Raw genomic sequence first — 26844 nt, forward strand, 5'->3', positions numbered from 1 at the left:
CAATCTACCATGACAGAGTTTAACAGCGGGTTTCTCTGTCAGCTCAACTTTAATTGTTTTTTGTCGAGACAGGTTCTTCGTTTTTTAAAGCCTCGCCGGTTTTATCCGACACCGCTTTCGGTGCATTCAATGCATTTTTTATATGGGCAAGATGGAGCCCCATGAGATTTGGAAGATTATTCATCGACATCAATTCTGCAAAGATCCAGCCAAGAAATCCTTGTTTATGGAGTTTTGCAAGTTGGTCGCTTGAAAGCTTGTTAAATTTCTCGGTGTCGATAATCCAGAAATTTTCGAGTCTTGCGGTTTGCCCGCTTTGCGAGCGTATGTCGATAGACTGTTTTTTGAACAGACCCATTTTGGCAACGGTTTCCAAAAATTTGCTTGTCTGTTCCATGCTGTTTTTGAATGCGTTCAGGAAGTTGATACGATCTTCCATGAAGGGTGAAACGCTGCCATCGCTGTTAAAAAGGTCAATACCTTCAACTTCATTGAACATGCCTGATTCGGAATCGAAGCAAACAGTCAGTTCTTTCTGGTCAGGCGCTCCTGCCAATACAAATGGATAACGGCGGACGAATGCCGGAATATATGTGTCGGGCCGCCACTTTTTATCTTTGTCGAGATAATCGTTTTCCTCATTTGCCAAACCGAGCATGGCAACGGCGGTATAGGTGATTTTACCTTCTTTATCTTCGGCACCCATAAACAATATAGGGTAACTTAATGCAGCCTGATAAAACTCTTCGCCAGCCAAGGGAACCCAATGGGTGTTTGCTGCAAAGTCGAGATTTTTCGGTGCATTGAATTTCAGCTTTTTGTGTGTTTCGCGTGAAATGGGGACAATATTTTTGTAAAAAAGCATAACTGTTGGCATAAGTACCCTCCTGAGTATTTTGTTTATATGGCTACGTTTTGCAAATTTTTGACCCCAAAGCCGCCATTTTCGCTTCTCAATCAGGATTCGACGGTTTGTTTTCTCTCGATCCCTATTGAATATGGTAGATGAACCATATTAAAGCGAACGGCTTGAATTTTGAGCGGGTATTATTAAAAAAGTCTCAAACTTGAAGTAAATTTTTAAGAAAAGCCGATTTTTAAGAGCCGAAAGCCGTAAATTGGAGCAAAAGCAGAATTATATGGAAAAAAGCAAAAATAATTTGGTGCGTCTTGCAACCATTGCGGCAGCCCACGGTATCAAAGGTGATGTAAAGCTTATGGTGTTTACCGCCGATCCTCTCGGACTTTCGTCTTATGGTACGGTATTCGACGAAAATGGCATGTCTTTCAAAATTGAACATATAAGAAAAGCGGGCAACGCCATTATTGTCCATTTTTCAGGCATTGACGATCGCAACAGTGCCGAAACGCTCAATGGAAAAGCCCTTTATGTCGATCGGCAACAATTGCCGGATGATCTCGAAGACGACGAATTTTATCAGACCGATCTTATCGGTTTGCGTGTCAGAGACGAGACCGGCCGAATGATCGGCAAGGTCAATGCATTCTTTGATTTTGGCGGTGGTGATATCCTTGAACTGAAAATTGAAGGTGAGGGGCTCAAACTCATTCCATTTTCAAAGGCTGCGGTTCCTGAAATCAATATCGGACAGGGTTTTATTGCCATTGATCGGCGGGCTGCAGGTCTCGTCGAGGATGATTCCAATCCGGAACGTGAGGAAGGATAATGAGTTTCAAGGCACAAGTACTTACCCTTTATCCGGAAATGTTTCCGGGGTTTCTCGGCCATTCTATGGCTGGTCGTGCACTGGAAAACGGCATTTGGTCGCTTGATAAAGTCCAGATAAGGGATTTTGCGGCTGACCGTCATCATAGTGTGGATGACACACCGGCAGGCGGTGGCGCCGGAATGGTTATGAAGCCCGATGTGCTTGCGAAAGCCATTGACAGTGTTGACAATCGTTATCCCCGTTTATTGATGAGCCCGCGCGGGTGCACTTTTGACCAGAAAATGGCACATGAATTGAAAGATGGCGGGGGTGTCACCCTTATTTGCGGCCGTTTTGAAGGTGTGGACGAAAGGGTGATCGAAGCCAGAAATCTAATTGAGGTTTCGATCGGCGATTACATTTTATCCGGTGGCGAGGGGGCAGCACTCGTTATACTTGATTCGATTGTGCGGCTTTTGCCCGGTGTGATGGGAAACAGTCAATCGGGTGAACAGGAAAGTTTCGAGACAGGGCTTCTTGAATATCCGCAATATACACGCCCGCAAATATTTGAAGGCAGATCAATTCCCGAAGTTTTGACATCAGGAAATCACAAAGCAATAGAAAATTGGCGTAAAACCCGTTCGGAAGAAATAACAAGGTTAAAACGACCGGATCTTTATTCGGTTTACGAGAAAAATAACAGGAAAGCTTGATTCAGTTTTAATGATAGTGTATGGGCAAACCACGTTTTCAGATGGTACGTCATCTGCATCCGGAAATTAATGGATGGTGAACCCGCTCCTGCCGCAAGGCATAGCCGAAGGAACAAGGTTTCGAGGGCAAGAGTCGAGCGCTCTGACTGTTCGAGAAGAACATGAAGGATTGATGAGATGAATATTATACAACAGCTCGACGCCGAGCAGCGCGCAAAAATTGAAGAAAAGCGCAAACTTCCTGCCTTTCAGGCCGGTGATACACTTCGCGTTTCGGTTCGCGTTACTGAAGGAACACGTACCCGTGTTCAAGCTTATGAAGGTGTTTGCATTGCCCGTTCGGGTGGTGGTCTTAACGAGACATTCACCGTTCGTAAAATTTCCTATGGCGAGGGTGTAGAGCGCGTGTTCCCCGTTTATTCACCACTTGTCGAGGGTGTCGAGGTTGTTCGTCGCGGTAATGTACGTCGTGCCAAGCTTTATTATTTGCGTGGCCTTACCGGTAAAGCTGCCCGCATTTCCGAGAAAAGAGACTACCGCAAGAAGTCGGTTGATGTTCCGAGCACTGGTGAAGCCGAAACTGTCACTGTTGAAACAGTTGCTGCACCGCTACCGGAATCTGGTGATAAGTCAGAATAAAAGCCGGTCTGGTTCGATATGAAATAAAAGCGGCTTTAAAGCCGCTTTTTTATTGCATCGGGTTCTTTATGGAATTCGATGCGGGCTTTGCAAAATCGTGTGATCGTTCTTATCTCATATCATGTTCATTGACTTTTGGAACAATCGCCGAATAATGGCCCGTTTGAAAGTTGGAAACGCTTAATTTTTAATATTCAAGGACAAAAAAATGAGTGCCCCGCGTACGCTTTATGACAAGATTTTCGAAGATCATATTGTAGACCGTCAGGAAGACGGAACATGCCTACTCTATATTGATCGCCATCTTGTCCATGAAGTCACCAGTCCTCAGGCTTTCGAGGGCTTGCGCATGGCTCATCGTGCCGTACGGCATCCGGAAAAGACATTGGCGGTTGTCGATCATAATATTCCGACATCTCCCGATCGTGCGAAAGGCATCAAGAACGAGCAAAGCCGCACGCAGGTCGAGGCTTTGGCAAAAAACACGTCCGAATTCGGGATAGAATATTTTAACCAGAACGACAAACGTCAGGGTATTGTCCATATCATAGGACCCGAGCAAGGCTTTACTCTGCCCGGCATGACGATTGTGTGCGGCGATAGCCATACTTCGACACATGGAGCTTTTGGTGCTCTTGCCCATGGCATCGGTACGTCCGAGGTCGAACACGTTCTGGCCACACAGACTTTGATCCAGAAAAAATCCAAAAATATGCTGATACAGGTGAACGGGACCCTCCCGAAAGGCGTAACTGCGAAGGATCTTGTTCTGGCTATTATCGGAAAAATCGGTACGGCAGGCGGCACGGGACATGTTATAGAATTTGCCGGTGAGGCAATACGTGGCCTTTCTATGGAAGGCCGGATGACCGTTTGCAATATGTCGATTGAAGCAGGTGCACGTGCCGGTATGATTGCACCGGATGAAACCACTTTTGATTATATCAAAAGTCGTCCGCGGGCACCGAAGGGTGAAATGCTGGAGAAAGCAATTGCCTATTGGAAAACACTGAAATCGGATGAAGGCGCCCATTACGACACTGTCGTCACACTTGACGCGAGCGAGCTTGTGCCATCGGTTACCTGGGGCTCGTCGCCGGAAGATGTTGTTCCGATTACCGGCGTTGTTCCCGATCCTGAAGAGATTGCCGACGAAACTAAACGTGCTTCCAAAATGCGTGCACTTGAATATATGGGGCTGAAGGCTGGCACGAAAATGACCGACATCAAGATTGATCGGGTCTTCATCGGTTCTTGCACCAATGGACGTATTGAAGATATGCGTGCGGCGGCCGCAATGGTTAAAGGGAAAAAGGTTTCTCCCACCGTTTCGGCAATGGTTGTTCCGGGGTCAGGTCTCGTTAAGGAACAGGCAGAAAAAGAAGGGCTTGATAAAATCTTCAAGGATGCCGGTTTTGACTGGCGGGAGCCCGGTTGTTCCATGTGCCTTGCGATGAATGATGACCGGTTGGAGCCGGGAGAGCGCTGTGCCTCCACGTCGAACCGTAATTTTGAAAGTAGACAAGGTTATAAAGGGCGTACGCATCTGGTTTCTCCAGCGATGGCGGCTGCGGCTGCAATTGCCGGCCATTTTGTCGATGTCAGAGACTGGAAATAGTATTGTAAGAGACCATAGGCTCAAACAACGACCCTTTACGTTTTAACCAAGTCACTTTAAACATAAATGAAGTTAAAACAAACATAAATGAAGTTAAAACGCCACCAAAGGGAGTTCGGGTGTTATGGCAGACAATAACGAAGACCGGCATGATGTCACAATTAACCTGTTACATTTGAATGACGCACGTTTACTTGCTCCTCTTCTTGCAAGTTATACCCAGGCATTGAAGCGTGGCGCACCACGTCGTCCTGATGAGTATTATGCCGAACAGTTATTACAAGACCGGACGGCAGAAGTACTCGGTGCACATGTTGATGGCGAGCTTGTCGGCTTTGTTATTTTTTATGACCATCCCGAGCCTGTTTCGGGCTTGCGGGCAGGACAAGTCGATCACATCCATGTCCATCATGCCTATCAGGGTAAGGGCATTGCCAAAGCCATGATTGATCTGCTTTGCGATAAGGCCGAAGAGCGAGGCTGGACAAAGTTGATTTTGAATGCTCCCCGCGTTCCCGACGATGGACGCAAGCTTTATGATCAGATTGCTGTCAAAGGGGATTGGACAGGCTATATCATCCGTTTCGACTGAGACAGCTAAAGCTCTTTTGCTTCGGTTGCTTTGATTAATCAAAACAAACTTAAGGAAACCGTTTTGTTTGAAAATGCAAAACGGTTTTCTGTTATTCGGGGAATGTTTGTGTAAATGGAACAACAAACGAGAATCAGTTCATGTTTTTAACGCCAAAGCGGGGCTTCCATAAGGTAAAATATGACTATATTTATCATATTTTTAAACGATTAAAACAGGTTTTAAGGTAAAAACTATTCCCAATCCCAATGATTTGATGACAAGAATGTGCTTTAGAGCTTTGACGTGGAGTAAAATCCGCATTAGAAGAGATAACGTTCTATAGTTTCGACTAAAGAACATTCGGTTGTTTTTGGGTGTGACCTTTAATCCGCTAACTGAAATGGCCGGCCTGTAGTATTGGAGGAAAACTATCATTCCAATGCATTGAGAGTTATTTCCAACCTGTTTGCAGTGTTAATGCAATACAGACGGGAGGAATGGCGGGGATGGTTATCCATTTTCGCAGTCAAAACCAGGTCAGGAAAGCCTATGACAGATACGACAACAACAAAAACGCGTCCTCTTTCACCGCATGTCAGCATTTATCGCTGGCCTATTACGATGGCAATGTCTATTGCGCACCGTATTACAGGAGGTGCTCTTTATGTTGGAACTTTGTTCCTTGCAGCATGGTTGATGGCAGCTGCTTCGGGTGAGGGGGCATTTGAAACAGTAAACGGCTTTTTTAACTCGTTTATCGGGCGCTGCATTCTGTTTCTTTACACATTGGCTCTTGTTCATCACCTTGTTGGAGGTGTGCGGCATTTTTTCTGGGATACGAGAACCTATCTTCTTGAAAAGCATTGCGCGACCAAAACAGCTTGGGCAACAGTCTTTATTTCCATTATCGCGACGCTTCTTATCTGGATCGTCGGTTATTGCGTCCGTTAATGGCAGGGAGATATTTATGAAAAAAGATTTCAGAACAGAGCTCGAAAAAGTTCGGGGCTGGGGAGCTGCACATACCGGAACAAGCCATTTTTGGGCACAGCGTATGACTGCTCTTGCCAACGTTCCGCTATTCATTTTTTTTATTGTGCTTGTTGTCTCTCTCGTTGGCAAGGATTACGCAACCGTACACGCAACACTGGAAAATCCGATTGTCGCTGTCGTGATGGCTTTGATGATTCTTTCCGGTATTTATCATATGAAACTGGGTATGCAGGTCATCTTGGAAGATTATCTTCCGAATGAAGCGACGCGTGTTTTGATGTTGGCACTCAATACGTTCTTTTGTTACGTGATTGGTGCCGGTCTGCTTCTTGCCCTTTTGAAAATTTCATTGGGAGGTTGATCTCTATGGTCACCACTTCTTCAAATAGTTCCACAACGAAAAGTGGAAAAGCCTACCATTATGTCGACCATAAATTCGACGTTGTCATTATTGGTGCCGGCGGCTCCGGATTACGTGCAACACTTGGAATGGCCGAGCAGGGGTTGAAAACCGCCTGCATTACCAAGGTTTTTCCGACACGTTCACATACTGTGGCAGCACAAGGCGGCATTGCTGCATCGCTATCCAATATGGGGCCGGATAATTGGCAGTGGCATATGTATGACACGATCAAGGGGTCCGACTGGTTGGGCGATATGGATGCCATGGAATATCTTGTGCGCAATGCACCAGCGGCTGTCTATGAACTTGAACATTATGGTGTGCCGTTCTCACGTACCGAAGATGGTAAAATCTATCAACGGCCGTTCGGCGGACATACAACAGATTTCGGAGCCGGTCCGCCCGTTCAGCGGACTTGCGCAGCTGCCGACCGCACGGGGCACGCTATTTTGCACACGCTTTATGGTCAAAGCTTGAAGCATAATGCGCAATTCTTTGTTGAATATTATGCAATCGACCTCATTATGACCGACGGCGTTTGCACAGGCGTTGTTGCCTGGAATCTTGATGACGGAACAATCCACCGTTTTTCGGCAAAAATGGTTGTTCTGGCAACAGGTGGCTATGGTCGTGCTTATTTCTCGGCAACCTCTGCTCACACTTGCACAGGCGATGGCGGCGGTATGATTGCCCGAGCCGGTCTACCGTTGCAGGATATGGAATTTGTTCAATTCCATCCGACCGGTATCTATGGTTCGGGGTGTCTGATTACCGAAGGTGCCCGCGGTGAAGGTGGCTACCTCATCAATTCGGAAGGCGAGCGTTTCATGGAACGCTATGCTCCTTCGTTCAAGGATCTTGCTTCGCGCGACGTCGTTTCGCGTTGTATGACGATTGAAATAAGGGAAGGACGTGGTGTTGGTCCTAAAAAAGATCACATCTATCTTGTCCTCAGCCACATTGATCCGGCCATTTTGCATGAGCGTCTGCCGGGTATTTCTGAATCAGCCCGCATTTTTGCCGGTGTTGATGTCACGAAAGATCCGATACCGGTCATTCCGACAGTTCACTACAATATGGGCGGCATACCGACCAATTATTTCGGCGAGGTCTTAAACCCGACGGATGATGAGCCGGATCGTGTCCAGCCCGGTTTGATGGCCGTTGGCGAAGCAGGATGTGCATCGGTACACGGTGCTAATCGTCTCGGCTCGAACTCGTTGATCGATCTTGTGGTGTTCGGCCGCGCAGCCGCCATTCGTGCCGGCGAGGTTATTGACCGTAAATCGGAAATTCCGCCGATCAATGAGCAGGCGGTTGAAAAGATCATGGATCGTTTCGATCGGATCCGTTATGCAAATGGAGCAAAACCGACAGCCAAGTTGCGTGAGAAAATGCAACACGCAATGCAGGAAGATGCTGCTGTTTTCCGTACGGAAGAATCGCTTCAGCAAGGTTGCCGACGCATTTCGGAAATCTGGAAAGAATTGCCGGATGTAAAAGTAACCGACCGTTCGCTTATCTGGAATTCCGATCTAATGGAAACATTGGAATTGGAAAACCTGATGGCCAATGCGATTTCGACGGTTTATTCTGCCGAAGCCCGTCATGAAAGCCGTGGTGCTCATGCACGTGAGGACTACCCAGAGCGTGATGACAAGAACTGGCGAAAGCACACGCTTTCGCGCTTGTCTGAAGACGGGAAAGTTACGCTTTCCTATCGCGGTGTCCACCTCAACCCGTTAACCAAAGAGGAAGACGGTGGCATTTCGCTCAAGAAAATTGCGCCTAAGAAGCGCGTTTACTAAGGGGAGATACTGATAATGGTTCATATGGCGCTTCCCAAGAATTCGCAAGTCAAGCCGGGTAAGGTCTGGCCAAAGCCGGCTGATACATCGAAACTGACCGAGTTTCACATTTATCGCTGGTCGCCGGATGACGACCAGAACCCGCGTCTCGACACTTATTATGTCGATCGCAATGCGTGCGGGCCGATGATTCTTGATGGGCTTCTATACATCAAGAACAATGTTGATCCGACATTGACATTGCGTCGCTCCTGCCGTGAAGGCATTTGCGGTTCATGTGCGATGAATATTGACGGGTCAAATACCCTTGCCTGTATTACAGGCATGGATGAGGTCAAGCATCCAATCAAGATTTATCCTTTGCCATCGATGCCGGTGGTAAAGGATCTTGTTCCGGATCTTAACCGTTTCTATGCCCAGCATCGGTCGATCGAGCCGTGGTTGCATACCGTTTCACCGGTGCCCGAGAAAGAATGGCTGCAAAGTCACGAAGACCGTCAGAAACTTGATGGCCTTTACGAATGTATTCTTTGTGCCTGCTGCCAGACATCTTGCCCGAGCTATTGGTGGAATGGTGACCGGTACCTTGGGCCGGCAGTGTTACTGCAAGCCTATCGTTGGATTGCCGATACGCGTGATGAAGCTAAGGGCGAACGTCTGGATAACCTTGAGGATCCGTTCCGGCTTTATCGTTGCCACACCATCATGAATTGCGCGCAAACATGCCCGAAGGGGTTGAACCCTGCCAAGGCTATTGCCGAAATCAAGAAATTGATGATTGAACGGCGCGTATAACGATCAAGCTGCAGAACTTTGTTTTTTTAAAAGCCGTGTAAAAATTTACACGGCTTTTTATTTTACCTCTATTTTCCACATTTTTGGAAAATGAGAATTTTTTAAAAAGCAGCGTCGGCTTAAAGCCAACCTGTGTGCAGGTTATAAAATTAAGGTTGTCACTCCCTTTCATGAAGGGCCGGAGTAACCGGTTACACATATAGATATATTTTTCGAAGTTGTGTCATTTTCCGTATTGCTATGAACATCCGTAACCTCATTTCAGGCATAGATTTAGTTGAGTAATACGCACTTTCACCTGTTGGTTTTGAAGGCCGCCCGGGTCAATTTCTTATGTCTTTAAACATACGCATTGTCTTGAAATGTAATGAATTGAACGGAGGCCTTCCTGAGAAAAGCGATAAGGCATCGGGGAAAATTATCCAACAAAATCGTTATAAACAGGGTCACAACGGAATTACGTTGAAGGGTGGAAAGTGAAAAAACACAATTCAGGAACCGTAAGACGCCGATTGAAAGCTCAACGGATCAGGCGAATCCGGATTCGCCAGCTATTCCGCTTGTAGATTTCGGTTTTGCAACCGGACCCGTTTTCGTAATCAGATCCGATTGTTGTGATGTTCAAACGGTTAAACGGGTCTCAATAACAAAGCCGATCGGCTTTTTACGGCATTTGATAAAAAGGGATGGGGCTCATCTCTAAAGTGCTTCACCTAAAAGAAGTTTGGGAGAACCGTCAGTAATTCCGGCCGCCTCCTGAATGAAATAATTTTTCATTTTCGGCATCCGTTCAACGAGACCAAGACCAACATCGCGCAACAAACGTATTGGCGAAATGTCGTTGGAAAACAGACGGTTCAATACATCCGTTGTTATTCCCATGCGAACTGTCTCGAATCTGCGCCATGCCTGATAACGCTCCAATCCGACACTTGAACCGATATCAAGGCCGAGGCGGGCAGTTTCGACAATAATCTGGGCAAGCGCTGCAACATCGCGAAAACCAAGATTCAATCCCTGCCCGGAAATCGGATGAATGCCATGGGCGGCGTCTCCGGCAAGTGCGAAACGCGGTTTGACGAAGCTTCTTGCCAAAGTGAGACCGAACGGAAAGGCGCGTCTGTCACCAATAAGTTTCAAAGCACCGAGATGATGCCCGAAACGGGCTTCAAGTTCAGCTTCAAAAACAATATCGTCGGCATCCATCAGGCGCTTGGCGTCTTTGTCGCGCTCGTTCCAGACAAGTGAAGAACGATTGCCTTTTAATGGCAGAATAGCAAAAGGTCCCGAGGGCAGAAAATGCTCCTCCGCGCGTCCATTATGTGGCCGCTCATGTTCGACTGTGCAAACAATCCCCATCTGGCCGTAAGGCCAATAGAGAGTTTTGATATCGGCAATGTCACGGAGTTTAGAGCGCACACCATCGGCAGCGACAAGAAGCCGGCTCTGCAACGAACTTCCATCGCTCAAATCAATAAGCATCTCGTTACCATTATTGCTAAAATTGCTGACGCTTACTTCTTCCAAAACCGGTATTTCCAGTTCATTCGCACGGCGATGAAGTGCAGCATTCAAATATTTGTTTTCAACCATATAGGCAAAAGGCTCGCCCGGAGCGACATTGCCCTCAAAGGTGAGGAAAACCGGTCTCACGGGATCACTATTGCGTGAGTCTGTAATGATCATATCGTTGATCGGTTGTGATAATGACTCTATTTCATCCCAGCATTGAAGTTGTCGAAGCATACGAATGGCAGCAGCAGCAATTGCCGAAGCGCGCGGGTCTGTTTTCCAACTATCCCTCGGAGCCGCGTCGATTACAGCTATTTTCAGGGAAGGTACAGCCTGTTTGACAGCAACAGCCAAGGAAAGGCCGACATAGGCACCTCCTGCAATGACGAGATCCAGAACTTTTTCAGTAGGGGTTGCAGAAGAAGACATAGGGCTTCCTTTCGTAAGTTTTTATCAGCTTGACGGTTGTTGACAATCATCTGCTTTCCTGTTTCACCTATCCGGTTACGTGTAATCGTTTAAGTGAATATGGCTCATGACCGATCGACTTCAACATCTTTTATCCATACTGGATTTAGAAAAAATTGACCAGAATTTGTTTCGCGGTCAAAGCGGAAATTCGCGTTGGCAGCGTGTTTTTGGTGGCCATGTTATCGCGCAAGCGCTGGTTGCTGCCCATCGCAGTGTAGCTCCTGACAGATTCATCCATTCGCTTCATGCCTATTTTATTCGCCCGGGTGATCCGGACCGTCCAATTATTTACGAGGTTGAGCCACTTCGCGACGGAAGAAGTTTTTCTGTCCGGCGTGTGGTTGCCAAGCAGAATGGCGTTGCCATTCTTTCTTTTTCATCATCCTTTCAAGTCGATGAGCCGGGGCTTGATTATCAACGCCCGATGCCGAAAAATTTGCCGCAACCCGAAACATTGAGTGGCGAACATGCGATCGATCAAGCTATTCTTGAATCGGCACCGGAAAATATCCGCAACTACTGGAACGAGCAGCGTCCATTTTTAATTCGTCCGATTGATCTTGAAGATTATCTCACGCGCGACAAACATCAGCCGGTTCAACGCTGCTGGTTCAAACTTAATGGAAAAGTCGCCAGTACGAGAAGTCTCAATTCCGCTCTGCTTGCTTATCTTTCCGACATGACGTTGCTTGATACCTCACTGATTGTTCATGGATTATCCATCTTCACGCCCGGTCTTATTCCGGCAAGTCTCGACCATTCCATGTGGTTTCATCGTCCGTTCAGTCTTGATGACTGGATGCTTTATGATATTGAAAGCCCGAATACACATGGAGCACGCGGTTTAAGTGAAGGATATATTTACACCCGCGACGGAAAATTGATTGCAAGTGTAGCACAGGAAGGGCTTATCCGCCTTGTGGAGCCAAAATCATAACAGATCAAAAATTGAATGCGGCAGAAGTGGAATTTTCGCTCATTATGCCGCGTTCATCCTTATCTCTTGGCTTGGTGCAGCTATCAGGTATTTTAGCTCACTAGAAACGATATCTTGTTTTGACGTATAAGGCCTTATCCATTTTTGCTATTCGGTTACAAATATCGCTGACTAACGGCTTTTTTCCGGTTCTATATCATTATCATTTTATGAAATATTTATATTGAGTATTTTTCCAGCCATTATAGCGGTTTTGAAGATGCGGTTTCGCAATATCTATTTTCTCGAAAATTCGATATTTCTTCAGCTCGAAGTATACAATTCTCTTTCGCAATTTTCCTGAAACATAATCCGTTCAATTGCAGCTTGTTACGTGCGTAAAGCGAAAAATAGCGACTATTATATTTTGATAAATCAAAAGAGTTATCGCTCTCTTTTCCATATCCTCTTGGTGTCGGGAAAAACGTTATTTTCAAAATTCTTTTGTGTCCGATCTTCAATTGGCATGAACCTTGAATAGCTAATCCTGTGGTTGAAAATTTTCAGATTATTTTTGGTCGAACCAGTTCGAGGAGAAGACAAGCTATGAAATTCATTTCTGCAATTATAAAGCCATTCAAACTTGATGAAGTGAAAGACGCTCTTTTAGGTATGGGGATCGATGGGCTCACCATTACCGAGGTTAAAGGGTACGGGCGCCAGAAAGGACACACCGAAATCTATCGCGGTGCCGAATATGCAATCAGTTTCTTGCCCAAAATTAAAATAGAAGTTGTTGTTCCTAGCGACCAGCTTGATCGGGTACTTGAAGTTATTACCGAGGCAGCCCGAACCGGACAAATTGGCGACGGTAAAATATTTGTCTGGTCTCTTGATAGAACTTTGCGCATACGTACCGGCGAAACCGATGAAAATGCTCTCTAAAGGAAAGCTTTTCAAAAGCACAATGCCTAAAAAATAGGCATAAAAGATAAATGATCAACAGCTAGGCGTGTTTGTGCAGGGAAAACGGCAAGGAAAAGCAGTTGGCATGAAACTTGTTACAGATTGAAATGAGTGAACGTAGCGAAGAGTGAAGGTGGTGCACGTTCTTTTCCGAATGGAGAGATTTTATGAAGAGTTTTCAAAAATGGGCGCCGGTAGTGGCGGGTGCGTTTGCGTTAATCGGAGCGAATGCGGGCTATGCGCAGGAAGTTGAAACGGTAACCGAAGTTGTAACCGAAATTCCGGCAAAGCTCGATTCGGGTGATACAGCATGGATGCTTGTTTCGACGGCATTTGTTTTGCTCATGACAATTCCGGGGCTTGCCCTTTTTTACGGCGGCATGGTGCGTAAGAAAAATGTTCTGGCAACAATGATGCAGAGCTTTGCAATATGTTGTCTGATCAGCGTGATCTGGTTTGTTGCGGGCTATTCTTTCGCTTTTTCCGGAAAAAATCCCTATTACGGTGATTTTTCTCTAATGTTCCTGAAAGGCATTTCTATTGATGACCTTAACGGAACATTTCCGACCTATCTTTGGGTCGCTTTCCAGATGGCCTTTGCCATTATCACACCGGCATTGATTACCGGTGCATTCGCTGAAAGAATGAAGTTTTCGGCAATGCTGTGGTTCATGGGGCTATGGTCGCTTCTGGTTTATGCACCGATCTGCCATTGGGTCTGGGGTGGCGGGTTCCTCGGAAAAGACGGGGTACTCGATTTTGCCGGTGGTACGGTTATTCACGTCAATGCCGGTGTTGCCGGTTTGATTACCGCAATTGTTCTTGGCAAGCGTCAGGGATATCGGACAGTCAATATGGCACCCCATAATCTGTCACTTTCGATGATTGGTGCTTCGCTTTTATGGATTGGCTGGTTCGGGTTCAATGCAGGGTCTGCGGGTGCTGCCAACAAAGTTGCAGCCATTGCAATGTTGAATACGCAAATTGCAACAGCTGCTGGGGCCTTGTGCTGGATGATTGCCGAATGGGCCGTATCCAAAAAGCCTTCGGTTTTGGGAATTATTTCCGGTGCAGTTGCCGGACTTGTTGCCATTACTCCGGCTGCAGGTTTCGTTGAACCGGGTGGCGCTATTATCATTGGCATTGTTGCGGGACCGGTGTGCTATTTTGCTGCAGTCTTTGTGAAGCGTGCATTGGGATATGACGATTCGCTCGATGCTTTCGGAGTTCACGGTGTGGGAGGTGTTATCGGCGCACTTTTAACGGGATATTTTGCTTCCGATATTTTCTTCACTGATCAGGAAGCCTATACGAAAGTTTCTGTGCTCAATCAGGGGTTTGGTCTTCTCGTGGCCATTATCTATACTGCCATTGTAACCACCATTATTCTATATGTCGTTAAGGCCGTAATCGGATTGCGTCCGACCAAACAACAGGAAATCGAGGGGCTGGACATTTCCCTTCACGGTGAAACAATCCAGTAAAATCTTTTTAAAAAGAAGTAAAATTCCAAGCCCGCTTTTAAAGCGGGCTTTTTATTTTGCCTGTCGTTTTTTCGATTGGTTAATAGCCCGTTAACTCTCTCGTTTTATAGTCGCTCCTAAAAATTGTCTTTCGATTATTTTTGGGTTTTTCAGGTTAGGTTATGCATCAGGATTCATCCCCCTTTGATTTGACAACAGATGGAGCTTACCAAAGCCCGCATCTGGTGGAGATGTTTTCCCGACAGATCGGCTCGTTTATCGGCATCGGTATTTTGGTGTTGATCGGGCTTGCTGCGGCCGCTCTCGCAACATGGAATGTTGCAGATCCCTGCCTGAGCTATGCCAATGATAATCCGGTTACAAATGTCATGGGGTGGCCGGGTGCTGTTTTCGCCGATATCGCTATGCAATTTTTCGGGCTTGCAAGCGTTGCAGCCCTTCTTCCGCCATTTTTTTGGGCAGTTCTTCTTATTGCCCAGAAAGACATAGGAAGGCTCGCACACCGGATTTTCTTCTGGCTGATTTCAGCATTCTGTTTTTCCGGTGTTATCGCGCTGGTGCCGCCTTTTGCGCATTGGCCAATGCCTATCGGGCTTGGTGGAGTTTTTGGCGACAAAATTCTGAATTTCGCCTATCTGTTTCTCGGTTCACTTCCCGCGGTTGTTTCGACGTCGATCATTGCTGCAATTTTCGGCCCCTTGGCATTCTGGACAGCTGCCATTGCCGGTGGTGTCGTCGGTCGTCGTAGCCTCAAGAAAAAAGCAAAATCCAGAAGACGCAGGTCGGACACGTGCATGGTGATGGATGATGATGACGAGCCGGCACGAGCCTCTCTGATAGTGACTGTTCTTGGCGGAACGATGCATCTTTTCTATTTGTTGCGAGCAGAAATCGGCCGGATTTTCCATCGCAGGGAACCTATGTTCCCGCCAGTGCCGGATGTTCGTGTAAGCGGTTATTCCGGTCGGGGACGTGTTGAACCGGATTTTTCGGCACCTTCTGACGAGAAAGGTGAAATGCCGTTTGTTGAAGAGGAAGAGATTCCTCAAAATGAGCCGCAACGCAAAGCCAGCCCTAGACAAACCGACGGATTTGAATTGCCGAGCGTCGACTTTTTGGCCGAACCCGAACCGGTAGACAAGAGCGATGTTCTCACACCCGAAGCGTTGAAGGACAGAGCAGGTCAGCTTGAAAGTGTGTTGGAAGATTTCGGTGTCAAAGGACAGATTATTAACGCACGTTCAGGACCGGTCGTAACACTTTTTGAATTCGAACCGGCTCCAGGTATCAAATCGTCACGCGTTATCGGCTTATCCGACGATATAGCCCGTTCAATGAGTGCCATTTCGGCTCGCGTTGCAGTTGTTCCGGGGCGCAATGTTATTGGCATCGAGCTTCCCAATCCGAAACGCCAGATTGTTTATTTACGTGAAATCATTGCAACACAAGATTTCTACCAGAATAAAGCCAAGCTTGGACTTGCTTTGGGCAAGACAATAGGCGGTGAAGCCGTTATAGCCGATCTTGCCAAGATGCCACATCTTTTGGTTGCCGGCACGACCGGCTCAGGTAAATCGGTTGCAATCAATACGATGATTCTTTCGCTTCTTTACCGGATGACGCCGGAGCAGTGCCGGATGATTATGGTTGACCCGAAAATGCTGGAATTATCCGTTTATGACGGAATTCCGCATCTTTTGACGCCGGTTGTTACCGATCCGAAAAAAGCCGTTGTTGCTTTGAAATGGGCGGTGCGCGAAATGGAAGAACGCTATCGCAAGATGGCGAAAGTCGGTGTCAGGAATATTGACGGCTTCAATGAACGGGTAAAGGAAGCCGAACGCAAGGGCGAACAACTTTCACGCACAGTTCAAACCGGTTTTGACCATGAAACTGGCGAACCGATTTACGAGACCGAAACTCTCGATCTTACAACTATGCCCTATATTGTTGTCATCATTGATGAAATGGCAGATTTGATGCTGGTCGCCGGCAAGGAAATCGAGGGTGCTATCCAACGCTTGGCACAAATGGCCCGTGCTGCCGGTATCCATGTGATTATGGCAACGCAACGTCCATCTGTCGATGTTATCACCGGTACAATCAAGGCGAATTTCCCGACGCGTATTTCATTTCAGGTTACGTCCAAGATTGATAGTCGCACCATTCTTGGTGAACAGGGCGCAGAACATCTGTTAGGGCAGGGAGACATGCTTTTCATGATGGGCGGCGGCCGTATCCAGCGTGTGCACGGACCGTTTGTCGGGGATGAAGAGGTTGAACAGATTGTCCAGCATTTGAAGACCCAAGGCGTCCCCGATTACCTTGAAGCAGTGACCGAAGAAAGTGACGATGACAACGCTGATGACGTTTCCGGTGGGACGAGCCATTTTGAAGATTCGCAGGATCCCTACGATCAGGCAGTTGCTGTTGTTCTAAGAGATCGCCGTGTTTCAACTTCCTATATCCAGCGCCGTCTCGGGATCGGTTATAATCGTGCTGCAACAATCGTCGAACGGATGGAAGCAGAGGGATTGATAAGCCCTGCCAACCATGCCGGAAAACGCGAAATTCTGGTTCCCGAAGAGGGCGAAAATTTCTAAAATTTTACTTCTGATAGCAGCTGACAAGCCGTCTGTCATAGTGATGCCACAGGTTACTGCAAAGATGAATGCAGGAGATAATGAATGACAAAAAAATGTGCTTCCGTTTTCAAAGGTCTTTTCGTTGCTGCTGCTCTTGCAACAGCTGGGATCGCAACATCGGCCACAGCGATGCCGGCAGCGTTCGCCCAGAATACGAATTTGGCGGCGCATGCACAGGATATTGCCAATCATTTTGCTGCAATACAGACAATGACGGGTGATTTTGTCCAATTCAGTCCGAAAGGTGAAATGACCGAAGGGACGTTTTATCTCGAAAGACCGGGAAAAATCCGTTTCAGTTATAAAAATTCACCGGTGCGTGTCATTACCGACGGCAAGTCTGTCGCGATCAACAATCGAAAACTTGACACTTGGGATCTATACCAATTGTCACAAACGCCGATGAAAATGTTGCTTGATACGAAGATTGATCTTTCGGACGGCAAACTTCTAAACGTCAGTCAGGATCAGGGGTCAACCACAATTGTTCTCGCCGATAAAACATTGGGCAAAGGCCAAATCCGTATGATCTTTGACTCCAAGACTTATGAACTTTTGCAATGGACCATTGTCGATAAACAAAATCTCGAGACAACTGTTCAGATTACCAATGTTCGCACCGGTGTGCGGTTTGCCAAAGGGATGTTCGATATTCCCTATCAACGCATTTCTATGAAAAGAAACGGAAATTAATTGTGATAATTTAAATTCGAAATCAGTCAAAATACATAACTTTTTTATATAAAATTTATCATGATTTTTGTATAATTGTTTTTATCTATTTAAATAGAAATATTTTTAATTTAAATATTAAATTAATTTTTTATTTTAATTTTTCTGTTTTAATATTTTAATTTAATGAATATAAATTTTTAGACAGATTCGTTATATTGATTTATTAAAAGTTATATTTGTTTGGCAAAGTGCCTCATTGTCGGGGAAATAATTTTCCGAAATTGGCGGAATTCATAGCCTGCTTCCGGTCAAGAAAATTCAGGAAACAATGCCGACTTGGCTAAAACTGGATTTTGTCTCCTTTTGCGCTTAAAGAACTCACAACTGCTAAATTTCAATCAAGGTATGAGTTTGATGAGTTTTTCAATTGCTACATGGAATATCAATTCGGTTCGTTTGCGTTTGCCGCTTGTTCTGCAAATTTTGCAGCAAGAAAAACCGGATATTTTGTGTTTGCAGGAAACCAAATGTCCGGATGATAAATTTCCCTATAAAGCTTTTCGTGCGGCCGGATATGAACACATAGCTGTTCATGGACAAAAAGGTTACCACGGTGTTGCAACTCTATCGTTGCGGCCATTCGAGGAGGTCGAAAAAAAAGAATTCTGCAACAAGCATGATTGCCGGCATGTTGCGGTTGTCATAAAGGCGGGTAACAAACATATCCGCATACATAATTTCTATGTTCCCGCGGGTGGAGATGAACCGGACCCCGAGATCAATCCGAAATTTCGTCATAAGCTCGATTTTTTGGAAGAAATGAAAGCTATCAAAGCCGATATGGGCGACGGGCTTTCAAGCATTCTCGTCGGAGACCTCAATATTGCACCTTATGAAAATGATGTCTGGTCGCATAAACAACTCTTGAAAATTGTCAGCCATACGCCGATAGAAACCAGAACATTGATTGAACTTTGTTCTCAAGGCGGGTGGGTCGACCTTATGCGCAAGAAAATTCCCGAACCGCAAAAGATTTTCACATGGTGGAGCTATCGGGCCAAAGATTGGGCCTCGTCCAATCGCGGGCGCAGGCTGGATCATATCTGGTCATCTCCCGATCTTGTACCACATATGCAAGAAATGGACATATTGACTGAGGCAAGAGGAATGGAAAAACCGTCCGATCATGTGCCGGTTATCATGCATTTCGACCTTTCATGAAAAAGCCGTCATTGTTTCTTCTCGCTTGTTGAATTTGATTGAACATGAACAAAATTTCACGGGATTTTCATTGCAGTTTATGGAATAAGAAGCGCGATAAAACGTTTGTCTGGCTATATGGCTTTTCGATCGGAGCAGGAAAATAATGCAGAAACGCCGTTTGCAAACTGTCGGCCGATCAACTCTTTCTTTGGCTGTGCTTACGGGCTTTTTTTTGCTTTCGGGCTGCCTTGTCGGACCTGACTATCAAAAGCCGGTTTTCAAGCTTCATTCCAGGTGGAGTGCCGATTCACGTGAAACGCCTTCAGCACCGCCGGAACTTGCCGACTGGTGGCAGCGGTTCAATGATCCGTTGCTTGATAAGCTCGTGTCTGATGCGATTGCTGGTAACAATGATGTCCAGTCGGCAAAAGCAAGGGTGCGTGAAGCAAGAGCAACTTTGTGGCAGACAACCGGAACATTATTGCCAAGCATAGACGGCTCTGCTTCGGCCAACCGGAATAAATCGGCAGGGGGACCGGAACGAAGCCAGTATCGTGGTGGGCTTGATTCAAGTTGGGAGATTGATCTTTTCGGCGCCAACCGGCGGGCAGTCGAGGCGGCAAAATACGGGCTTGATGGCGCCAAAGAAGATATGCGCGCAACAATGCTTACCCTCATTGGAGATGTTGCAACCAATTACGCGGAAATACGCGGGCTACAACAACAGATAGCACTTGCCCAACGCACCGCGATTGCCCAACGGCGTACGGCACAATTGACCAAAGATAAATTTGCCGCCGGCGCGGTTTCCCAGCTTGATGTATCCAATGCCGAAGGACAGGCTGCCACTACCGAAGCCGGTATTCCGCAGATGCAAGCCAATCTGGCAATCACGATCCATCGTTTGTCTGTTTTAACAGGTCAAAGCCCGATAGCTCTTGATGATATAATGGCAAAGACGGGTAAAATTCCTGAACCGAAATGGCCGATACCGGCGGGCGTTCCTGCCGATATTCTGCTGACACGTCCGGATGTTCGGCTGGCTGAACGCCAATATGCGCAGGCAACAGCTCGCGTCGGCCAGAAGGAGGCCGACCGTTATCCGTCTTTGACGTTGACCGGCAATATTTCAACCTCTGCCACCCAACCGGGAGAGCTTGGGAAAAGTTCTTCAATCAGCTGGTCGGCGGGACCGGGCTTGAGTATACCGATTTTTGAAGGTGGGCAGAGAATTGCAGCTGTCGAGGTTGCCCGTGCCCAGCGTGACCAATCTTTTATCAATTATCGAAGCAGCGTGTTGACGGCATTGGAAGATGTCGAGAATGCACTTGTGTCGATGAGCAAAGAAAGACAGCGCTCGGCAAAACTTGCCATTGCCGCCAATTCTTACGCCAAGGCACTAAGCTTGTCCCGTTCGCTTTACCAAAGCGGCAATACCAGTTTTCTTGAACTGTTGAATGCCGAGCGGTCGCAGTATTCATCCGAACAGTCGCTTATTGAAAGTCGGGTATTGATTACCAAGGACTATATTTCACTCATGAAAGCTTTAGGTGGTGGATGGGATGGCGCGGTAGACGATACGAAGCCGGAAATTGTCGACGGTTATACAGGGCCGCACATCAGAAAAGTTGAAACAGAGAGCAAAACGCGATGAAAGCAAAAAAAACAGTCACCATTATTATTGCTGTGATTGCACTGATCGTGCTTTTGATATTTATTCACTCGGCGTTTTTTTCGACGACTGCGCCAACCTATATGACGTCGAAGGTCAAAAAAGGAGATATCGAGGTCAGCGTTCTTGCCAACGGTACAATCAAGCCGCACCGGCTGGTTGCTGTTGGTGCACGCGCAACAGGTCGTATTGTTTCGATGAAAGTAAAGCCCGGAAGCATTGTCAAACAGGGTGATTTACTTGCCGAAATCGATCCGACAACCCAGACAAACGATTTGAAAAGCAAGGAAGCAGCTCTCGCCAATTACCGCGGAAAACTCGCCGAGCAGGAAGCGCAACTTGTTCTTGCCAAACAAAATATGAACCGCCAGCAAAACATGATCTCTTCGCATGCGGTTTCCAAAGCCGATTTCGATGATGCCGATGCGCAAGTCAAAATCCGTGCCGCACAGATCGACCAGTTGAAAGCCCAGATTGTACAGGCGGAAGTTGATGTCGAGACAGCCAAAGTCAATCTCGGTTATACGCGTGTAACGGCACCTTCCGATGGTACAGTTCTTGCCACCGTCGTTCAGGAAGGCCAGAACGTCAACGCGGTACAATCGGCACCGACAATTGTTATTCTTGGTGATTTGTCGGTCATGACTGTTCGTGCCGAAATATCCGAAGCCGATGTTATCAATGTCAAACCCGGTCAGGACCTTTATTTCAATGTTTTAGGCAATCGTACGCGGCGCTATGAAAGCCGGTTGGAAAAAATCGAACCGGCACCGGAATCCATCCGTAATGATATCAGCTTCAATTCATCCTCGACGGCTTCTTCAAGCTCGTCGACTTCACAGGCCATTTATTATAATGGCACATTCAATGTTCCGAATGATGATGGAGTTTTGCGCACTTATATGACAGCGGAAGTCCATATTATTCTGGGGCGCGCCGAAAAAGTGCTGCTTATACCGAGTGATGCATTGAATGATGTTTCGGGCAAAAAAGCGGTGGTCAATGTTCTTGACAAAAACGGCAAGCTTGAAGCCCGCAACATTGAAACCGGACTGAATAATAAAGTGATGGTCGAGGTTATATCAGGACTGGAAGAAGGCGAAACGGTTGTAACCGGCGTCAGCAACGGCACCATGCCTTCTGCATCCGGAAGCCGTCACCGGATGGGGCCGTTCTGATCAATGGAAAACACTCACAAAGATGCGGTCATTGTTTTGAAAGATGTCGTACGCGAATTTCCCGCGGGCGAAACCAGTGTGCGTGTCCTGAAAGGCCTTAATCTCACTATCTATCGCGGCGAGATGGTGGCAATTGTCGGCGCATCGGGTTCGGGCAAATCGACCTTGATGAATATTCTAGGCTGTCTTGATCGGCCAAGTTCGGGAAGTTACAAAATTTCAGGTAAAGAAACCTCGCAACTTTCCGCTGATGAACTTTCTGCTCTTCGTCGTGATCATTTCGGTTTTATTTTCCAGCGTTATCATTTGCTTGGTGAATTGACAGCGCTTGATAATGTCGAAATTCCGGCCATTTATGCCGGACGTTCTCCCCATGAAAGGGAAAGGCGTGCGACTGCCCTGTTACAACGTCTCGGTATGGGCGAACGCATCACCCATCGGCCGGGGCAACTTTCCGGTGGTCAACAGCAACGTGTTTCGATTGCCCGCGCATTGATGAATAATGGCGAGGTTATCCTTGCCGACGAACCGACGGGAGCACTTGATAGCCATAGCGGTGAAGAAGTCTTGCGCATTCTGGAGGAAATCCACGCAGAAGGGCGCACAATCATCATTGTGACGCATGATATGTCGGTGGCCAAAAAAGCAGAACGGATTATTGAAATCAGCGACGGGGAGATTTTGTCGGATAACCCTAACCGCCCGACAGAAGTAGCCACCGGCCATGCCGACGAAGTTGCAACCGAAGTTGTCAGCAACAAAAAAATCGGAATGTTGAGATCCTTTCTTGACCGCTTTCATGAAGCTTTCCGTATGGCTTTGTTGTCAATGAATGCGCATCGTATGCGCACATTTTTAACGATGCTCGGGGTGATTATCGGTATAGCAGCGGTTGTTTCCATGGTTGCTTTGGGAAATGGTACGCAAAAACAGATTCTTGAAAACATCAATAGCCTGGGAAGCAATACATTGAATATCTTTGCCGGAAAGAGCTTTGCCGATATGCGATCGGGCAAAGTCACAACATTGGTCGATTCCGATGCAACAGCACTTTCCGAACAACCTTATGCCGATGCAGTCACTCCGAGTGTTACAACATCTTCCACTGTCCGCTATGGTTCGATCGAATCCAATGTGACCGTTTATGGCGTGAGCGACCAATATTTCAAAGCACAAGGGGCAAAACTCGTTGAAGGGCGCCTATTCGATTCCGAAAGTGTGGCTTCACGTGCCACCGATCTGGTGGTTGAAAAGCAGGCTGTGCCAACACTTTTTCCCGATAGCCACGAAAGTCCGATCGGACAGGTCGTTCTGGTCGGCAAAGTTCCTACCCGTATTGTCGGCGTAATCGAATTGCAGCAAATGGGGCCGCCTTCCGACACTTTGCAACTTTATTTGCCTTATACCACTGTGCAGACACGTTTTCTTGGCAATAAGACCGTTCGTTCGATTACCCTTAAAGTTGCCGATAATGTTGATTCACGTTTGGCGGAGGCCGCGGTTAAACGCTTTCTCATTATGCGGCATGGCACAGAAGATTTTTTCATTCGCAATTCCGAAGAATTTCGTGAACAGGTTATTGCAAGTACACAGGTTTTGACTTTGCTGGTTGCATCCATTGCGTTGATTTCACTTCTGGTCGGCGGCATCGGTGTAATGAATATCATGCTTGTAACAGTCTCGGAGCGTATCAATGAAATTGGTGTGCGTATGGCTGTGGGAGCACGACAGAGTGATATTCTCCAGCAATTTCTGATAGAATCTGTCCTTGTTTGTCTGATTGGTGGTGCCTTGGGGATTTTGCTTGGTCTTTCGGTCGGGTGGATTTTTGCAGTAAGCGGCGCACCGTTTAAACTTGTTTACTCGACAGGTTCGATTATTATAGCTTTTGTTTTTTCCACACTTATCGGCATCGGCTTCGGTTTTCTGCCTGCACGCAATGCCTCTAAACTTGACCCCGTTGCCGCTTTATCGCGCGACTAGTTTGTCTTGATCGAATGGATGCTTTGATAAAAATAGAATTAGAAGGAAGTCTAAAGTGTCAAAAACCACTCCGGCAACAGCCTTTCTGGATCATAATCAAATCGAATACGAGTTTATCACTTATCAATATGATCCGCATGCCGATCGTGTGGGAATGCAAGCGGCAGAAGCTGTCGGGGCTGATCCGGAAACCGTTTTCAAAACACTGATGGTCAGCGTTGACGGTAAGCCCCATGTTGCAGTTTTGCCATCCGATCAGGAAGCCAATATGAAAAAACTTGCCGCCGCCTTTGGTGGAAAACATGCCGAAATGTTGAGCGTCGAGGAAGCCGAAAAACTCACCGGCTACAAGGTTGGCGGTATCTCGCCTTTCGGGCAAAGGCGGCATTTACCGACGGTTTTCGAGAAAACGGCCGAATTGTTTGATAAAATTTATATCAATGGTGGTGGCCGCGGTTTTCAGGTGAAAATGCGTCCCAAGGATGCAATTGATGTCATTTCGGCAAAAGTTGCCGATTTCAAGCGCTGAATGACAATAGTCTGTGGCCATTAAATCCTGAAGCTTTTTCAACTTGCATGAAAGGTATGCCCGAAGGGGAAATTGCTTCGGACTATCATAGATAGGCGCGCAGTTCGGCGCCGATGAATTTGATATATTCGCTTGCAAGCAGTCGTAATTCGCCCAATTGCCTAAGCAGACTTTGTTCGCCGGCTCCTTCGCTGATTGGATAGGCGATAAAGTTGATATCCGGCATCAACCGGTTCAGTTCACGCAAAGATCGTGGCATGTGATAGTCGTTGGTGACGACATAAACCTTTTGATAATGGTTTTTTTTAATCCAGTCTGTGGCTTCTTCCGCATTGCCGATTGTATTGATTGCTTCACGGCCGAGATCGACACAACATTCAAAAAGTTGCGGATCACTATGGGTGACGCGGATCAAAGCCTGCTTATTGGTCGACGGATTGACACCGCTGATCAATAACCGTTTACCCAATCCCTTGGCAAGCAGGCCAACACCTGCCTCTACCCGCCGTTCGCCACCAGTTAATACAATAATTCCATCCGCTTCAACTAACGGATCGGGTGGAACAAGGCGATATACTTTTTCGCTGAAATAGAAAAAACCGGCACCGAACAGGATAATACAAACGAGTATAAAGATACTGACCGGAGGAAGATGTTTGAAAAAACGCCTTTTCCAACGCAGCAATCTGATCTGGCGAAGCTTTTTTTGCTTCTGCTCGGGATCAGCCAATTGTGCATATAAGGTGTATTCGCTCATCGTCAGAACAGATCACTTTCCCTGCGGTCGATGGATTTTAATTGGCTCAAAATTGTCAGGCGGCTCGTTATCATGGTTAAAAGTGCTACGAAACCGATCAATATGAAAATTTTGATATCACTTGCAAGGCCGAGACTGAAACGGCCGAATAGTGCAGAAGCCTGATCGCTTCCCGCAGTGCCCGCGGTAAAACGCGTCCACAACGAAAACGCAAGGAAAACGATAACACCTGACACCCCCCCCAGAAGAGCACCTTTGAAACCGGTTTTGAAAAAATGAAAGTCGAACTGGCGGGCAATGAAACCTGATTCGGCGCCGATAAAGTGCAACACTTCGACAATGTGCTGATTGGCTGAAAGGGCACTGCGTGTTGCAAATATGATTGTGAGTGTCAAGGCAGAAATGACGAGTGCCAATATGACGAGACCGATAATAATTGTTGCATTTGCCATTGTGACAAGCCGGTTAATCGCGTTGCGGTGGTCATCAAAACTGCCACCGGGTACTTGTGTCGCAATGGCATCGCTGATCATGCCGAAATCGGCGGTATTGGTATCATCAAGCGTCACGACAATAAGACGGGGAACGGGAAGTTCTTTCAATTCCAGTCCCGTCCCGATCCAGGGTTCGAGTAGCCGTTCGGTTTGAGTACGGTCGATGATTTTCGCCGACTTCACCCCTTGAAACCCTTTCACAAGTTCGACAGCATAATTCAGTGTTTTTTCGATATCGAGACCGTCAGTCGGCCGGACTTGAATTGTTGCTTCGCGTGATATCTGGCTTTCCCAATTATGTGCGGAATAGGCAATGAGATCGACACCGCCAATTGCAAGAGAGGCAAGGAATGTCATTATCGCAATGACAACAACAAGTGCTTGCCCGGCAACGTCGGAAGCAGGTACGATCGAAGTTTGTGCAGGAGCATTTTTCTTTGGCCAGAACCTTGTCGGGTTTTGCGGTGATGAAAGCTCAGTCATAAAGTTCAAGCCTTCCATCATTTAATACCATGCGACGCGCATCAACCTGTTCCATCAGATTGACGTCGTGGGTTGCAATAATCACAGCTGTGCCCGAACGGTTAAGCTCGATAAAAAGCCGCAACAATCTGCGAGCAAGGACAGGGTCGACATTACCTGTCGGTTCATCGGCAAGCAATATTTCCGGCTGGTCAATCAATGCGCGGGCTATTGCCACACGCTGTTTTTCACCGCCGGAAAGAACCGGCGGCAATACATCCATACGCTCACCCAACCCCACCCATTGAAGAAGCTCTTCGACCTCGGCCCGATAGGTTGCTTCCTCACGGCCTCTTACACGTAAGGGAAGTGAAACATTTTCATAGGTTGTCATATGGTCAAGCAGCCGGAAGTCCTGAAAAACAATACCAATCCTCTGGCGTAATTTTGGCATATCCTGTCGTTTTAAAAGTGCAGTATCGTGACCGAATATGTTGATAAGACCGCGCGTCGGCTTTAATGCCAGAAACATCAAACGCAGCAGGGTGGTTTTGCCGGCCCCCGATGGCCCGGTCAAAAACTGGAATGATCCGTGCGGAATATAAAAGCTTATATCACGGAGGACTTCCGGCCCCATGCCATAACGCAAGCCTACATTTTCGAAACGAATCACTCTTAAAT

The 26844-nt window shown here is 46.9% G+C and carries 24 protein-coding genes; 19 read left to right on the forward strand and 5 right to left on the reverse strand.

Going from position 1 to position 26844, the window contains the following annotated elements:
• Nucleotides 1-49: 49 nt before the first annotated feature.
• Nucleotides 50-877 (reverse strand): SapC family protein, encoded by an 828-nt coding sequence (locus H3V12_RS09305; RefSeq protein ID WP_198214451.1) that lies wholly within the window; start codon nt 875-877, stop codon nt 50-52.
• Between the two features lie 262 nt (nt 878-1139).
• On the opposite strand from H3V12_RS09305, the gene rimM reads away from it, so the two are divergent.
• The 9 genes from rimM (at nt 1140) to H3V12_RS09350 (ending at nt 9216) form a co-directional block, all read left to right on the forward strand.
• A complete protein-coding gene (gene rimM, locus H3V12_RS09310) occupies nt 1140-1688 on the forward strand; it encodes a ribosome maturation factor RimM (protein ID WP_198214452.1) in 549 nt (182 codons plus the stop codon).
• Entirely contained in the window at nt 1688-2386 is a 699-nt protein-coding gene (trmD, locus tag H3V12_RS09315; RefSeq protein WP_075869400.1) for a tRNA (guanosine(37)-N1)-methyltransferase TrmD, read from the forward strand. The genes rimM and trmD overlap by 1 nt, the downstream gene beginning before the upstream one ends.
• Nucleotides 2387-2563: 177 nt before the next feature.
• On the forward strand, nt 2564-3025 hold the full coding sequence (gene rplS / locus H3V12_RS09320; protein ID WP_075869399.1) for a 50S ribosomal protein L19: 462 nt from the start codon (nt 2564-2566) through the stop codon (nt 3023-3025).
• A 208-nt stretch (nt 3026-3233) separates the two neighbouring features.
• Nucleotides 3234-4643 (forward strand): 3-isopropylmalate dehydratase large subunit, encoded by a 1410-nt coding sequence (gene leuC, locus H3V12_RS09325; RefSeq protein WP_198214453.1) that lies wholly within the window; start codon nt 3234-3236, stop codon nt 4641-4643.
• 124 nt (nt 4644-4767) lie between these two features.
• Nucleotides 4768-5235: a GNAT family N-acetyltransferase gene (locus H3V12_RS09330; RefSeq protein WP_198214454.1), complete on the forward strand. Its 468-nt coding sequence runs from the start codon at nt 4768-4770 to the stop codon at nt 5233-5235.
• A 531-nt stretch (nt 5236-5766) separates the two neighbouring features.
• Entirely contained in the window at nt 5767-6168 is a 402-nt protein-coding gene (gene sdhC, locus H3V12_RS09335; RefSeq protein ID WP_075869396.1) for a succinate dehydrogenase, cytochrome b556 subunit, read from the forward strand.
• Between the two features lie 16 nt (nt 6169-6184).
• Nucleotides 6185-6571 carry a succinate dehydrogenase, hydrophobic membrane anchor protein gene (gene sdhD, locus H3V12_RS09340; protein ID WP_198214455.1) on the forward strand — a complete coding sequence of 129 codons (387 nt, stop codon included), beginning with the start codon at nt 6185-6187 and terminating at the stop codon, nt 6569-6571.
• 5 nt (nt 6572-6576) lie between these two features.
• Complete coding sequence (gene sdhA / locus H3V12_RS09345; protein WP_075869394.1) at nt 6577-8421, forward strand: succinate dehydrogenase flavoprotein subunit; 1845 nt, start codon at nt 6577-6579, stop codon at nt 8419-8421.
• A 15-nt stretch (nt 8422-8436) separates the two neighbouring features.
• Complete coding sequence (locus H3V12_RS09350; protein WP_075869393.1) at nt 8437-9216, forward strand: succinate dehydrogenase iron-sulfur subunit; 780 nt, start codon at nt 8437-8439, stop codon at nt 9214-9216.
• Nucleotides 9217-9915: 699 nt separating this feature from the next.
• Here the strand turns inward: H3V12_RS09350 and H3V12_RS09355 are convergent.
• Nucleotides 9916-11157, reverse strand: coding sequence for a ubiquinone biosynthesis hydroxylase (locus H3V12_RS09355; RefSeq protein ID WP_198214456.1), 1242 nt, complete (start codon nt 11155-11157; stop codon nt 9916-9918).
• A 106-nt stretch (nt 11158-11263) separates the two neighbouring features.
• Between H3V12_RS09355 and H3V12_RS09360 the strand changes: the two genes are divergently transcribed.
• From H3V12_RS09360 to ybaK, 10 genes are all read left to right on the forward strand, one after another.
• Entirely contained in the window at nt 11264-12136 is an 873-nt protein-coding gene (locus H3V12_RS09360) for an acyl-CoA thioesterase II (RefSeq protein ID WP_075869390.1), read from the forward strand.
• A 585-nt stretch (nt 12137-12721) separates the two neighbouring features.
• Entirely contained in the window at nt 12722-13060 is a 339-nt protein-coding gene (locus tag H3V12_RS09365) for a P-II family nitrogen regulator (protein ID WP_075869389.1), read from the forward strand.
• 335 nt (nt 13061-13395) lie between these two features.
• On the forward strand, nt 13396-14565 hold the full coding sequence (locus H3V12_RS09370; protein ID WP_246787553.1) for an ammonium transporter: 1170 nt from the start codon (nt 13396-13398) through the stop codon (nt 14563-14565).
• Between the two features lie 161 nt (nt 14566-14726).
• The gene (locus H3V12_RS09375) at nt 14727-17168 is read left to right on the forward strand and encodes a DNA translocase FtsK (protein ID WP_198214458.1); all 2442 of its coding nucleotides are present in this window, start codon (nt 14727-14729) and stop codon (nt 17166-17168) included.
• 84 nt (nt 17169-17252) lie between these two features.
• A complete protein-coding gene (locus tag H3V12_RS09380; protein WP_198214459.1) occupies nt 17253-17903 on the forward strand; it encodes an outer-membrane lipoprotein carrier protein LolA in 651 nt (216 codons plus the stop codon).
• Between the two features lie 396 nt (nt 17904-18299).
• Nucleotides 18300-19106 (forward strand): exodeoxyribonuclease III, encoded by an 807-nt coding sequence (locus H3V12_RS09385; protein WP_198214460.1) that lies wholly within the window; start codon nt 18300-18302, stop codon nt 19104-19106.
• Between the two features lie 145 nt (nt 19107-19251).
• A complete protein-coding gene (locus H3V12_RS09390; RefSeq protein WP_198214461.1) occupies nt 19252-20742 on the forward strand; it encodes an efflux transporter outer membrane subunit in 1491 nt (496 codons plus the stop codon).
• Complete coding sequence (locus H3V12_RS09395) at nt 20739-21938, forward strand: efflux RND transporter periplasmic adaptor subunit (RefSeq protein WP_198214462.1); 1200 nt, start codon at nt 20739-20741, stop codon at nt 21936-21938. Before H3V12_RS09390 ends, H3V12_RS09395 begins: the two co-directional genes overlap by 4 nt.
• Nucleotides 21939-21941: 3 nt before the next feature.
• Nucleotides 21942-23921, forward strand: coding sequence for a MacB family efflux pump subunit (locus tag H3V12_RS09400; RefSeq protein WP_198214463.1), 1980 nt, complete (start codon nt 21942-21944; stop codon nt 23919-23921).
• A 55-nt stretch (nt 23922-23976) separates the two neighbouring features.
• The gene (gene ybaK / locus H3V12_RS09405) at nt 23977-24450 is read left to right on the forward strand and encodes a Cys-tRNA(Pro) deacylase (RefSeq protein ID WP_198214464.1); all 474 of its coding nucleotides are present in this window, start codon (nt 23977-23979) and stop codon (nt 24448-24450) included.
• A gap of 85 nt (nt 24451-24535) precedes the next feature.
• Here ybaK and H3V12_RS09410 read toward each other — a convergent pair whose 3' ends face one another.
• The 3 genes from H3V12_RS09410 to ftsE are packed head-to-tail and all read right to left on the reverse strand — an operon-like array spanning nt 24536 to nt 26836.
• The gene (locus tag H3V12_RS09410; protein WP_198214465.1) at nt 24536-25207 is read right to left on the reverse strand and encodes a YdcF family protein; all 672 of its coding nucleotides are present in this window, start codon (nt 25205-25207) and stop codon (nt 24536-24538) included.
• 2 nt (nt 25208-25209) lie between these two features.
• Nucleotides 25210-26184, reverse strand: coding sequence for an ABC transporter permease (locus H3V12_RS09415; RefSeq protein WP_210326425.1), 975 nt, complete (start codon nt 26182-26184; stop codon nt 25210-25212).
• Nucleotides 26177-26836, reverse strand: a complete 660-nt coding sequence (ftsE, locus tag H3V12_RS09420) for a cell division ATP-binding protein FtsE (protein ID WP_075869379.1) — start codon at nt 26834-26836, stop codon at nt 26177-26179. Before ftsE ends, H3V12_RS09415 begins: the two co-directional genes overlap by 8 nt.
• Nucleotides 26837-26844: the final 8 nt, after the last annotated feature.

Source organism: Bartonella sp. W8167 (genome assembly GCF_016100335.1).
GTDB lineage: Bacteria > Pseudomonadota > Alphaproteobacteria > Rhizobiales > Rhizobiaceae > Bartonella > Bartonella apis.